Below are 13,069 nucleotides of genomic sequence, written 5' to 3' on the forward strand. Positions count from 1 at the left end.
ATTACTTTTTAACTCCAGGTAGTGATTGATCAAGTGGTGAAGCACTATGCCATTCAAATTTTGGTGCTTTACGCTTCGTAGGCGCCAGCTCATCAAGTGTAGCGGCATCGTACACTCTGCCATTTTTGATGACATACTTTACCGTATTGGTATTTCGGATATTCTCTAGCGGATTACTATCCATGATGACCAAGTCAGCGAGCTTACCAGCTTCTATGCTACCCAAGTCACCATCTAGTCCAATGGCTTTTGCTCCATGGATGGTAGCTACTTTGAGCGCATCATGTGTAGAGAGTCCTCCCGCTTGCATAGACCATAGCTCCCAGTGGTATCCTAATCCTTGCAGCTGACCATGAGAGCCTACGCCTGCTATACCACCTGCTTTCACGAGGTCATTGACGAACACGGCATGCTTGTCAAATACATGCTCTTCTTTCATAAACCAAGCTGGTCTTCTGCGAGATTTTTCATCTAGCTCTTCTTTTGGAGTGAAATAATTGAGCTTAGGATCTCCATTGACATTCTCCGTAGAGTAATAGTAGTTCTCAGCCCAAGGGCCTCCATAAGATACTAGTAAAGTAGGTGTATAAGCCATTTGAGACTCAGCAGTAGCTTTGATCACATCTCCATAAAGTGGGAAGATAGGGAATGAGTGCTCATGACCAGGGTAGCCATCGATCAACTGGGTCAAGTTGAGTTTGAAGTCTAGACCACCTTCTGTAGTAGGCATGAGTTGCTGTTCTTTTGCTGCCATGATGACCCACTGTCTGTGCTGTCTATTTCCTACCAAGTACATTTTGATTGTCTTGGTATTGTAGTACTCTGAATATTGCTTGAGTACTTTTCTAGTATGATCTAAGCTAGTCAAGTTGTATGCCCAGTAGCCTACACCTGGCCCTGTAGAGTAAACTCTTGGTCCTAAAATCTGTCCTGCATCTACCATGTCTGCATAAGTGAGCACATCTGTAGTAGCAGTCTGAGGGTCTCTAGTAGTAGTGACACCGTAGGCTAAGTTAGCAGCATACACCCACACCTGTGAAGTATGAATGCCCCACCGTGGCCACATGTGTGCATGTGTATCTACAAAACCTGGTGTGATCGTTTTGCCAGACATATCCATCGCTATAGCATTGCTAGGAGCATTGAGGCTTCCTGCAGCACCTACTTTACTAATGCGGTTATTCTCAATCAAGATGTCTCCTTTTTCGATGATCTCATCTCCATTCATGGTGATGATGCGAGCATTTTGAAGTAGGATAGTGCCGTTTGGTATATCTCTATCGACTTCAACTTTGATTCTAATTTCAGATGCAGTGTATTTATCTTTTTCTTTCTGTGCCTTCTCTTTGTCAGTAGCATCTTTACCATTGTCAGTGACATCCTCTAAGTCTTTTTGCATTTTGGCTTCTAGGAGATTGTATGAAAAGAATGCATTACCAATAGACCAGTACACAGTATTGCCATCTGAAGACCAAGTGGGAAACTGACCGCCTATTTCTGTTAGTTTCCAACTTGGAAACTGTGCACTACTGACACTCGCTACTGATATGGTAGGTGTTTCGCTTCCGACCATCGGTATAGTGACTACATAGATCTCATTATTCACCATAGCAAGTGCTTTGTCTCCTTTTGGTGACTTGAGGATCAGCCCAGCATTAGCAGCTTGGTTTTGTGGTTCACGTTCACTGAGGTGATGTGGATGCTCGAGTTCTTCTTCAATCATTTCAGCTATCGATCCATAAGTAGTAATCCCTCTTACTTTTACATAGGCCTTTTCATCTGTTCCGTCCCATCTTATAGAGATTAGTCCTTTGCTACCATTATAGAGGTAGATGCGGTCACTACCTTCACTGAAGTGGGGATTTGAGCCTACGCTTGCTTTGGCGATGAAATTTGACTCGCCACCATTAACTGGGATCCAGTTGATAGACTGTCTATCATCAAATGCACCAGGGCCAGTAGCTTCTCTGTATGCTTGAGCTGCCCCTTCTACAAAGACGATGCGATCTCCTTTTGGAGACCATACAGGCTCTTGGTAAATGGCTTTTTTATTAGTGAGTTTTACAGGAGCAGTTTTGCCATTTATAGCAAGTTTGTAGATCGCTCCACCTTCTACCTCACTCCATGTCACATAGGCTATCTGCGTACCATCAGGCGACCAAGCTGGTTGTGCTTCTGTGACATTAGCAGTTGTGAGACGCTTAGGCTTGCCATTAGGATAGTCCATAATGTACAGCTTGTTGAGTGCTGTGAAGACAAGTTGCTTACCATTCGGTGAGAGGACACCATCTCTTATCTGGGTGACGGTCATTTTCTTATCATCAGAGATTGGATACTTAAACTCTAGCTTAGGCCCCATCTCCAATTCAAAGTCTACTTCGTAAGCCAACTCTTGTGCTGTACCGCCATTGATAGCAATTTTGTGAATCTTACCACCATAGCTAGCCAGTAAGTGCTGACTATCTGGTGTGAAACTCATCGCTGGCAATACACCTAGTGGAGCGATAGACTCTTGCTCATCACGCTGTACTGGGTAGGCAAGCCATTTCTCCTCATCCGTCTCTAAGTTTCTAAGTATCAATCCAGTTTGTTCATTGTATCTAGTGCCGTAGACGAGATATTTTCCATCAGGAGAAGGCGTAGGACTAAAAGCAGAGCCATAGCGTGAAGTCTTAGTCTGTATATCACCAGTCTCTCTATCAAATGTAGCTATTTGATATTGAGGCAGTTGTGCATTGTAATTCCAAGCACCAGTCCTACGAGCAAACCAGATATAGCGACCATCAGGGCTAAATGCTGGTTCGATAGTTTTGAGATTTTCGGGGGTTTTGATGAGTTGGATGCCGCTGCCACCATCTTTATGGTATAGGTGTAGTTTCAAGTTTCTACGACCTTGAGCGACTACTATATAGTTGCCATCAGGCGACCAGTCAGCAGATTGTACATTTTCTTTAGTGCCCTTAGTGAGTTGGCTTGTCTTTTTGGTGGCTAAGTTAATAAGCCATACTTCATCATTGCCATCTCTGTCAGATAGAAAGAGGAGACTTTTGCCGTCAGGGGAAAACTTAGGATGACTGTCAAATGACATACCTTCCATGAGTCTTTCTGCTTTACCACCATTGGATGGCATGAGGAAAATATTACCTAGCATATCAAAAGCAATGGTTTTTCCGTCAGGACTGACGTCTAGAGAGGTCCAAGAGCCCTCATTTGTTTTTATAGAGATTTTCCTTTCTGCCGTGAGCGGAAGGTCTTTTTTCTCAGAAGCCTTTTTGGTAGAGTCGGAGTCTTGTGCCGCCACAGGACCGATCAATACACTACAGGCTAGAAAACTCAAGAATAAGTTTCGACTGTAACTAAATTTTGTTTTTCTCATTGTTTGTAGGTGTTTGGCTATTAGAGCAAGTATCAGAAGACTCGCGGACTATATAATTTTCTAATATACCAAAAAACTACTCAATCAAACCTTCCACAATGAGACATTTATATCAAGTTCGATTTGAAGGGATTAATGGAGTTAAAAAGCAATGATTAATATTTCTTTTTGATGATCTGAAGGACTTTCTCTACTTCATTTCTAATGGTACTCACGCTTACAGCAAACTGATTATTCATCAGGACAAAGGCATAGCGCTTACCTGAATCTGCGATGAGGTAACCAGCTAAATTGTAGTTATTGCTAAAAGAACCACTTTTGGCAAAAATATAAGGAGTCTCAGCCCCAAAATTATTTTTGAGAGAGCCACTTACTCCGCCCTGTGCAAGTAGCTCAAATAACCTATCTTCGGGTACTTCTAGGTAGATTTTTTTCAAGACATGAAGTAAAGAAGCTGGAGTAAGCAGGTTATACCGACTTAGCCCAGAGCCATCTTTCCAGACTAGCGGACTAGGGGTATCTGTATATAATAGATTTGTGATATAGGCAATCGCATCATGGCTATTCATATATCCAAGCTTTGCGTCACTGATTTGTAGTAATATTTGTTCAGCGATGAAATTATCACTCTCTTGAAGCATCTCCTGATAGAGTGAATCCATACGCACACCCAATAAGATATTAGTAGTATCAGGTAATTGAGTTTTTTGATAAATCACTAGCTTCTGTAATGTATCGGCTAGCAGTTGAGCGGTAAGTACTCCAGAGGTGATAAATGGAATGGCTTGTTCTCTATAAAGTTGAAGGCTATCTGGGTTGTAATAAAAGGCATTTTGGTGAAAATCTCTCTCAATACGTTTTCCAGAAGTATTTCGTGTATTGAGCCATTGGTCCATATATTTGGATTGCGTAGCTGGTGTGGAGAAGTTAGGGTTTCTTTGGAAGTAAGCAAGATTGCCGTAGATCGGTAGGGGGCTTCTTTCCGCAGCAAATGCGTAAGAGTAGTCATCCCATGCCCAACCTGGGCCGTATCGCTCATCTTTAAAATTTTCTTCTGAATAGCTGATAGGACCTTCATGTAGCTTTAAAAATTCGAAAGCACCTCCTTGGGCAGTTTTGGAATAGAGGAAACTAGGGTCTCCTGTGCCCCAAATATGTACAGTATCTCCAATATAGCTGTATCTCAATGCGATAGATTGAGCCGATAGTAGTTTTTCTCCGGCATAAAAAGTCAATAGCTTGGTAGTAGAGGCAGGGTTGAAATAGATATTTGGATTGATTTCATGAATGATCTTCCCCTCTGAAAGATCCATGAGCATCAAGCAAGAGAGATGCTGGGTAAAAAAGCCATCTTTGGTATAAAGCCGCTTTAACTCCTTATCTCCTTTGATCCTATGCTGTGAACTAGCACAGCCACTCAGAAGCCAAGCAACTAACAAATAAACACTGATTTTGATTAGTGACTTGCTCATATTAGACGATATTATTTTTGTAGTAGGGTGGCAAATCACCCGTATTCAAATGTATCAAATATCCATTTACTACGGCATGGCTGATCTCTTTCCCATCATGAAGTAGGAAGTTTGCAGGGCCTTCGAAATTTAGGGAAAAGTCGATCGATGTTTCAGCGCTTAGGATATTAATAGGCAAATGGTGGGAACCCCCTCGTCCTTCGTTCTCAACTTTTACTGCCAAATAGCCTTTTTTAACCAAGGATAAAGCCATCTCTGTAGACAACTCATGCAAATAGGCAATAGATTCAGGGTAGATACTGCCCCTGATTACCTCATAGCCACTAGCTTCAAATTCCTCATATCCAAAATAAGTGGAGAGATCACCTAAGTCAAATATCTGTCCAAAGGTGGTAAAGTCACGAGCCGATTCCACCTCGAGTCTTTTGATCCCGATATCTACAGAGATTTTTTTTCCTAAGTGATTCAAAGAAGCCTTTCTGATGATGAGATCTGCCAGTTTAAGGTCATTGTCAGGGATCGATTGATAGGACTCAGCATTTGCTTTTTGGAAGTTTTTACTGGCGATGCTGTTAAGTGCATGCAGAATAGCCATAAAGTTGAGCTGGCGGATGTACTGCTTTTCAGGATCACCTTTATATCCACCAGATTCTATGAGTATAGTTCTAGTACCCCACTTTTGAAAATTGTCGCCAAAAGCTCTCGGCTCAAAGGTATCCTCATATTTTCCCACTTGTCCAGGGATGATTTCCTGTAGGAGCTCATTGATTTCTACAATGAGTTGCATGGCTTCTTTTCGCGAAGTATTTATACTCCTGCTCTCATCATAAGGTGGAGCGAGTACAGAGATAGTCGCTGGAGCAGGAGTGCCACTTACATTATAATATATCTGTTGGTCGTGAAGATTGAATCCCCAGTCTGCTTGGATTCTCTCTCTGATTTGCTTGAGTATTTGCGATTCAGGAGCTGCGCAAGTCAAAGCATCTCTATTGAGATCTATGTCTAATGCATTTCTTCTCTTATACACTTCAACTCCGTCTGGATTGACCATAGGGAGAAAATGAAGCGTAGTTTGTGTCCGGAGTAGCTCTCTCGTCTCTTCAAATTCATCAGACAAACCATTCAGAAAATTGAATAAGTCAAACAGTGCCATAGTCGCTGTGCTTTCATTGCCATGCATCTGTGACCATAGAAAAATGCTCACTGGACCATCTCCAAAAGAGAGCAAATGAAGCGGTCTTCCTTGTACTGAGTGACCTACTGTTTTAACTTTTAGTACGCCCTTTGTACTATGACGATCTATTAGTGGCTGTATATCCTTCTGTGAAAATCTCCGCTGATTTAGCGTAGGCTCTCTGTATTTTTGGTAGGCAGATAGTAGGGCAGATGTCATCATTAGTTAGCAGTCTGAGGATGAATTTAAAGATTCCTACGCAAATGACAAGCTAATGCTAAATGGATACTGCATTACTTCCAAAACCCAAGAAAGATAAAGATCCAACCAAGGATGAAGCCTACACCACCAATTGGAGTGATGGCTCCTAGGATTCGGATATTAGTGAGCGAAAGCGTGTACAAAGATCCTGAGAAAATCACGATACCCATCACAAAGCTGATCGCAGCATAACTGAGGTATTTGCTGTCATGATCTCTCATCAGTAGTCCTACGAGGAGTAGGGCTAGTGCGTGATAAAAATGATATTTCACGGCTGTTTCAAAAGTGTCAAGTCGACCATTTTCCGTGAGTGTCGCTTCAAGTGCATGCGCACCAAAGGCTCCTATGGATACTGCTAAAAAACCTAGAATGGCGGCTATTTTGATGACAAGGGCTTGTTGCATAATGATATTATTGATAGTTTCTAGCACCAAATATAGCACTTCCTACTCTGACCATCGTGCTGCCTTCCTCGATGGCTAATAGATAGTCTCCACTCATCCCCATTGATATCTCTTCAATGCGCATATTATCTGGTAGGGATTTTTCTTTAAGGGATTCAGCAAAATTTTTAAGTGACTTAAACTCTGCTCTTATGGTCGCTTCATTATCAGTATTGGTAGCCATGCCCATTAGACCCATGATTTCCACATGTTTGCAGTTAGCGATATCACCATTTTGGATGGCTTCTAGTATTTCAGATTCATCGAGTCCAAACTTACTTTCTTCTTTGGCAATAAAGACTTGAAGGAGCACTTTGATCTTACGATTGACTTTTTCAGCTTGTTTATCGATCTCTTGGAGTAGCTTCAGGCTGTCTACAGAGTGAATCAGATAGACAAAAGGGGCGATATATTTCACCTTGTTGCGCTGTAAGTGACCGATCATGTGCCAGCGGATATCTTTTGGAAGCTCTTCGGCTTTGGCAGTGAGTTCTTGGACTTTATTTTCCCCAAAATCCCGAATACCAGCTTCGTAGGCTTCTAGAAGTACTTCATTGGGTTTGGTTTTGCTCACTGCGATCAAGAGACAATTTGAGTGAACAATTGATTTTTTGATCTTTTCTAAGTTATCTTTAATTGACATGCTTAAATTTACTTCAAATAATGAGCTTTGCCATTGTGTAACACAAAATGAATGGCATCTTGTTCAATGAATTTTTTAATTAAAAAGAAAAGAAAATGGCAATTTTAGGTACCCTGCTCAAGAAAGGCATCAGATTAAGAGAGTCTCTGGAACAAGAATACTCTTCACCATTTGATCTACAAAAGCAGGAATTAAGAAAGCTTTTGATCACTACAGCAAAAACGCAGATCGCTCAAAAATACGGGTTTAAAAATGTCTTAGTTGACATGAAAAACAGACAAGACCCTACACTTTTTTATCAAACATATAAGTCTAGCTTGCCGATCTACAACTACAATAAGATCTACGAGGAGTGGTGGCACAAGCTCAAAGAGGGTCAAAAAAACGTCACTTGGAGAGGCAGCACTAAATATTTTGCCTTGAGTTCTGGGACTTCTGAGGCAGCTTCTAAATACATCCCCGTGACCAAGGATATGATCAGAGCTATTCGTAAAACTGGTGTGCGACAAATTCTAAGCTTATCTAAATACAACTTCCCTCCAGAGACCTTTACCAAAGGAATCCTGATGTTGGGAGGAAGTACAGATTTGACATTCAACGGAACCTACTTCGAAGGAGATTTGAGTGGCATCACAGCCAGTCAGATTCCAGTTTGGTTTCAGCGCTTCTACAAGCCCGGGCAAAAGATTGCAAAAAATAGAAACTGGGGAGATAAGTTAGATCAAATCGTTGAAGTAGCCCCTTCTTGGGACATTGGGATCATCGTAGGTGTACCTGCTTGGCTTCAGATCTTGATGGAAAAGATCATCGAACGCTATCAAGTAGCTACTATCCATGATATTTGGCCCAACTTGCGCATTTTCGTGCATGGTGGGGTTTCTTTTGAGCCTTACAAAAAAGGCTTTGAAAAGCTGCTAAAACATCCGCTGACTTATATAGAGACCTATTTAGCTTCAGAAGGCTTCTTGGCTTTTCAAGCTTTACCAGATCGCAAGTCAATGCGTTTGGTACTCAATAATGGTATTTTCTATGAGTTTGTACCTTTCAATGATCACAATTTTGACCAAAATGGAGACTTGACCGCTGATCCAGAGACACTGATGATTCATGAGGTAGAGGAAGGTAAAGAGTATGCGCTTTTGATCAGTACTTGCTCTGGAGCTTGGAGATACATGATCGGAGATGTGGTCAAGATCGTCTCTAAGGAAGAGAGTGAGATCATCATTACTGGTAGGACCAAGCACTTCCTGAGTTTGTGTGGAGAGCACCTTTCAGTGGACAATATGAATAAAGCCATAGAGCTGGTCGCAGAAGAGTTAAATGTTCATATCAAGGAATTTACTGTAGCTGGAGTGCCATTTGACAACCTCTTTGGGCATCAGTGGTACATCGGTATAGATGACCCAGTAGAAGAGCAAGCAGTTGCTATGCTCTTGGATCAAAAGCTAAAAGAACTTAATGATGACTATGCAGTAGAACGCAATCATGCCCTTAAAAACATCATGGTCAAAGTACTTCCAAGTCAGACTTTCATCGATTGGATGCGTGTGAGAGGCAAAGAGGGTGGGCAAAATAAGTTTCCTAGAGTACTCAAAGGAGTGACTCTAGAGAGTTGGCAGTCATTTTTAGGAAAGCAATAGTAAGCATGCAAGCACTCTATGAAGGGATCGGTATGGGACTTTTACTGTCTGTTTTTTTAGGGCCAGTTTTTTTCTCACTGATTCAAAATAGTATCCAAAATGGCTTTAGAAGTGGTCTTTTCATGGCTTTCGGGATATTTACTAGCGACACCTTATATGTATTGGTGACTTATCTGGGTCTTTCTCAGTTTTTTGAAAACGATCTTTTTAATGTCATACTAGGATATGCTGGTGGAGGAATCCTGCTTGTTTTTGGCCTGATTAGTTTATTGAAGCCCGTTAGTCCTACTGTGAGACCAAAAGAGCTTCAGGTGAAGAATAAGCGACTAAAAAACTTTTTAAAAGGATTTATGCTCAATGGAATCAATCCATTTGTGCTGCTATTTTGGATTAGTATGGCGAGTTTGGTACATGTCAAGTCGCATTTTACAGCTTCAGATGTATTTGTATTTTTTGCAGCGATCTTGGTAGTAGTCTTGCTGACAGATATTTTGAAAGCTTATTTGGCCAAACTACTTAGGAGCTATGTCACCCCTAGATTGATGGGGATTTTAAACAGAGTAGTAGCTATCGTGTTATTGATATTTAGTATCAGACTTTTCTACTTTGCTTATGAATCTCAAAAACTCCTTCTTTAATACCTCTATTGTTTTCGTAGTTTGTATGATGATGTTTTGTCTAGTTTTCCCCATAGAGGCACTAGCGCAACAGTCAGCGGAGCTTATTGAACTGAATGCTAATCGTAACAATATCTCTCAGAAGGGAATGTTTGTACTTGGATCATGGGCTGTCGGTAACATCGCATACAGTGGTGTCATGGCAAGTAGGACAAACGGAAGAGACCGTTATTTCCATCAGATGAACGTTTACTGGAACTTGGTCAATACTGCCATTGCTGGTTTTGGCTATTATGGAAGCGTGACAGCTGCTAATGATTTAGGTCTTTATGAGACAAGCAAGGAGCACTTTCAGATTCAAAAGATCCTTTTACTCAATGCTGGTTTGGACTTAGCTTATGTGGCGGGAGGATTTTATATGAAGGAGCGTGCAAATAGACCAAATGTCAACCAAGAGCGTCTCAGAGGATTTGGTGATTCACTGATCCTTCAAGGGGGCTTTTTATTTGTGTTTGATGTGATTCTTTACACGATCCATACTGGACAAAACGATGCTTTGAAATCCATCATGAGCAATGTCAGTGTACAAGCACAAGGCCTCACACTAAACATTCCGATTTACTAATCGATCAAGAAGTTGTTTAGAAAGCTAGCTCTCAATAAGAGATAAAGTCCAAGAAATAAAGCTGACCAATACAGATAGTATCTATAAAAATCTTTGGTGTCTTTATACCTGCTTTCTTTAATCTCTACTTTTTCAAAGGCATCGATTTCATCAAAAATCTTTTGAAGGGCAGTATTGTTAGACGCTCGGTAAAACTGTCCACCGCCTATTTGAGCGATTTTGCGCAGGGTAGTCTCGTCTAATGAATTCTCTATAAACTGCTGTCTGCCAAAGATATCTGTTCCAAAGGGTACTCTTCCTTCTTTGCCTATAGCGATTGTGTAGATCTTGATATTATAAGCAGCCGCTAGTTCAGCCGCTACGATTGGTTCTATATTTCCTGCCGTATTGTCCCCGTCACTGAGTAGGATCATGACTTTACTTTTTGAGTCTGACTCCCTCATCCTATTGGTAGCTACTGCTAGTGCGCTACCGATAGCCGTTCCTCTGTTATCAATCATACGATAATCTATCGTCTCTATGAGATCCTTGAGGAGTTTGTAGTCAGTCGTAAGAGGAGCAAGTGAAAAGGCATCTCCAGAAAAAACCACAATCCCTATTCGGTCTTGAAATCTCCCTGAGATAAAATCCAATGCGGTACTTTTGGCGGCTTCCAGTCTGTTTGGTCTGAAATCCTCAATAAGCATAGACTCTGAGATATCTGCTACTAGCATGATATCGATACCCTCAGTCCATCTATCTACACGTTCGTTAGTTTTCTGAGGCCGTGCTAGTGCGATGATGAGCAGAGCAACTGTAGCTGCTAGCATACTTGCTGGTACCCACCTCAACAAAGTGAGCCAGTCTTGTTTAAAAGACTTTTTGGGAAGAGACAAGCTGAGTGCATTATTTCTTAATCGACTGATAAACCACTTGATCAGTAAAATAAGCGGGACGATCCACAGCAGTTGTAGGTAGATAGGATTTTCCCATTCAAAGTTTCTCAGCGTACTTGGATCAAACCAAGTCAGCGAAAACCAGTCGGCACTAGTATCAAACAGACTTTCTTCCACCATCTCTTAGTGCTTTTATTTTATGCAAATATAAATCCTGACTGAAATCAGCCAAGAAGTCTAGACTTTCTAGCAATGGGGTAGGATCTGTGATACCTCCATAGATACATCTGTCGTACGTTTGAAGACAGCGAGCTAGTGTTTGGTTGTCATGTATTTGTAAGATTTCTTTTGTGGTTTTCTGCTCATAGTCTTGGTCATTTACACGCTTCATCAACATCTTCCAAGTTTGAAGCAGACGCAGTGTACCACTTTCTGGGGATTGCTCTATCCAGATAGGTGCTTCTTGCATTTGTTTTTCGAAGTTCTTGTAAGCTTTTTGGAGTCTCCAGATTTTGTAGCGTGTCTTGAGACCTTTGCCAAATATGAGGAGTAAAGTAATGACAATGACCAACAAAGCGATCAGCCCAGCAATAAAGTAAGGATAATTAAATTCCTTTTTGACGTTTTGATAGTATGCGGATTCTTTAAGATTCAGTGAATCAGGTAATACGGAGATTTGTGTGACTAAACTGATCTGATCATCGCCTGCAAAGTGATAAATGCTGTCTGCCTTGACTAACTGAAATACTGGTAGAGATAGTGACTGTATGGAGTCTAGTTCGTAAGTGGCCAGATAGTATATCGCACTATCTCTGCTGTATTTTTCATCTGATCGCGTAGGGAAACTGCGCTTTTCTAATAGCTCAAATGGACTGAAATCATACAAGCTATCAGGAAAGAGTACTTGCCAAGTGCGCGGATATTTGGCCGTCAAGGTGTAGGGGATTTTTTCACCTAGCATCGCCTGCTCTGTATCAAAGTATCCTTTGACTTCAATGTCTTGAGACTGACCATAGCCAAAGCTACTTAGTGAGATCAAAAGTATGATTAAGCTGTATTTAAGCACGTTTGATACTTCTATTTCTAATTTTAAATAATTTGATGAGCTTAGGCACAAAGTCATCTTTGGTATCGATGCCAAGATAGTTGATCTGATTTTTTCGACAAAAAGCTTCAAGGGATTCTCTATCTCCTACAAATGTCTGTGCGACCTTATTTCTGAAAGTGCCAAAAGAGGTGTTGACCCAGTTAGTCCTGCCCGTTTCCATGTCTTTGATCGGTACGATGCCTAGAGAGGGGAGAGCTGTTTCCCTTTGATCAGATAGCTGTATGGTGATCAGATCATGTTTGGCTGCTAAGGCCTTCAGCGGCTGCTCATAATCCTCATCGATGAAGTCCGATATTACGATGATCATGCTTCTCTTTTTGATAGTCGCTAAGGCAAAGTAAAAGGCTTTTGACAAGTTAGTTTTGATCGATTGAGGTTGTAATTCCACTAGCATTTTGATCAGTTTAAAGGCATGCTTACCACCTTTCCCTGGTTTTTCGACCTTTTCTTGTTGATCACTGAAGCAGATCATGCCTACTTGACTACTTTCTTTGATAGCTGCTAGTGTGAGTACTCCAGCTATTTCCTTACCGATATCTATTTTTTGTTGCCCTTGGTCACCTATTTTCTGAGAGCCACTGACATCCAGTATGAGATAGACTGTTTGTTCCTTTTCTTCTTTAAAAGTTTTGATAAAAGTACCATGGCCTTTGGCGGATAGATTCCAATCTATCGCTCTGACATCATCTCCATATTGATAAGGGCGATAGTCATCAAATTCAAGTCCAGAGCCTTTGAAAACAGAGTGAAAATCTCCCTGCATCTGAGAGTTGATATACTTTCTGATTTGGATTTCGTATCGTCTGAGTTTCTTGATTAGATCTTTCATCGGATT

11 protein-coding genes are annotated in these 13,069 nt (G+C 41.2%); 3 read left to right on the plus strand and 8 right to left on the minus strand.

Annotated features, from left to right (window positions below):
* Window position 1: 1 nt before the first annotated feature.
* The 5 genes from I5349_RS12100 to I5349_RS12120 form a co-directional block, all read right to left on the minus strand.
* Window positions 2–3,376, minus strand: a complete 3,375-nt coding sequence (locus I5349_RS12100; protein WP_226391030.1) for an amidohydrolase family protein — start codon at window positions 3,374–3,376, stop codon at window positions 2–4.
* A gap of 155 nt (window positions 3,377–3,531) precedes the next feature.
* Entirely contained in the window at window positions 3,532–4,848 is a 1,317-nt protein-coding gene (locus I5349_RS12105; protein WP_226391031.1) for a D-alanyl-D-alanine carboxypeptidase, read from the minus strand.
* A 1-nt stretch (window position 4,849) separates the two neighbouring features.
* The gene (locus I5349_RS12110) at window positions 4,850–6,244 is read right to left on the minus strand and encodes a M14 family zinc carboxypeptidase (RefSeq protein ID WP_226391032.1); all 1,395 of its coding nucleotides are present in this window, start codon (window positions 6,242–6,244) and stop codon (window positions 4,850–4,852) included.
* Between the two features lie 71 nt (window positions 6,245–6,315).
* Window positions 6,316–6,687 carry a DUF423 domain-containing protein gene (locus I5349_RS12115; protein ID WP_226391033.1) on the minus strand — a complete coding sequence of 124 codons (372 nt, stop codon included), beginning with the start codon at window positions 6,685–6,687 and terminating at the stop codon, window positions 6,316–6,318.
* Window positions 6,688–6,694: 7 nt separating this feature from the next.
* The gene (locus I5349_RS12120; RefSeq protein ID WP_226391034.1) at window positions 6,695–7,369 is read right to left on the minus strand and encodes a YggS family pyridoxal phosphate-dependent enzyme; all 675 of its coding nucleotides are present in this window, start codon (window positions 7,367–7,369) and stop codon (window positions 6,695–6,697) included.
* Window positions 7,370–7,464: 95 nt separating this feature from the next.
* On the opposite strand from I5349_RS12120, the gene I5349_RS12125 reads away from it, so the two are divergent.
* Genes I5349_RS12125 through I5349_RS12135 form a run of 3 tightly spaced genes read left to right on the plus strand, consistent with a single transcriptional unit; the run spans window position 7,465 to window position 10,251 of the window.
* A complete protein-coding gene (locus I5349_RS12125; RefSeq protein ID WP_226391035.1) occupies window positions 7,465–9,009 on the plus strand; it encodes a GH3 family acyl-acid amido synthetase in 1,545 nt (514 codons plus the stop codon).
* A 5-nt stretch (window positions 9,010–9,014) separates the two neighbouring features.
* Window positions 9,015–9,647: a LysE family translocator gene (locus I5349_RS12130; RefSeq protein WP_226391036.1), complete on the plus strand. Its 633-nt coding sequence runs from the start codon at window positions 9,015–9,017 to the stop codon at window positions 9,645–9,647.
* Window positions 9,648–9,672: 25 nt separating this feature from the next.
* A complete protein-coding gene (locus I5349_RS12135) occupies window positions 9,673–10,251 on the plus strand; it encodes a DUF6992 family protein (RefSeq protein ID WP_226391037.1) in 579 nt (192 codons plus the stop codon).
* Here the strand turns inward: I5349_RS12135 and I5349_RS12140 are convergent.
* From I5349_RS12140 to I5349_RS12150, 3 genes are read right to left on the minus strand one after another with little or no spacing between them, the layout of a single operon-like run.
* The gene (locus tag I5349_RS12140) at window positions 10,248–11,306 is read right to left on the minus strand and encodes a vWA domain-containing protein (protein ID WP_226391038.1); all 1,059 of its coding nucleotides are present in this window, start codon (window positions 11,304–11,306) and stop codon (window positions 10,248–10,250) included. The two genes, I5349_RS12135 and I5349_RS12140, sit on opposite strands and share 4 nt — an antisense overlap.
* Window positions 11,284–12,192 (minus strand): hypothetical protein, encoded by a 909-nt coding sequence (locus tag I5349_RS12145; RefSeq protein ID WP_226391039.1) that lies wholly within the window; start codon window positions 12,190–12,192, stop codon window positions 11,284–11,286. The genes I5349_RS12140 and I5349_RS12145 overlap by 23 nt, the downstream gene beginning before the upstream one ends.
* A complete protein-coding gene (locus tag I5349_RS12150) occupies window positions 12,185–13,063 on the minus strand; it encodes a DUF58 domain-containing protein (RefSeq protein ID WP_226391040.1) in 879 nt (292 codons plus the stop codon). Before I5349_RS12150 ends, I5349_RS12145 begins: the two co-directional genes overlap by 8 nt.
* Window positions 13,064–13,069 lie beyond the last annotated feature (6 nt).

This window comes from Penaeicola halotolerans, from assembly GCF_016464625.1.
GTDB classification, from domain to species: Bacteria; Bacteroidota; Bacteroidia; order Cytophagales; family Cyclobacteriaceae; genus Penaeicola; species Penaeicola halotolerans.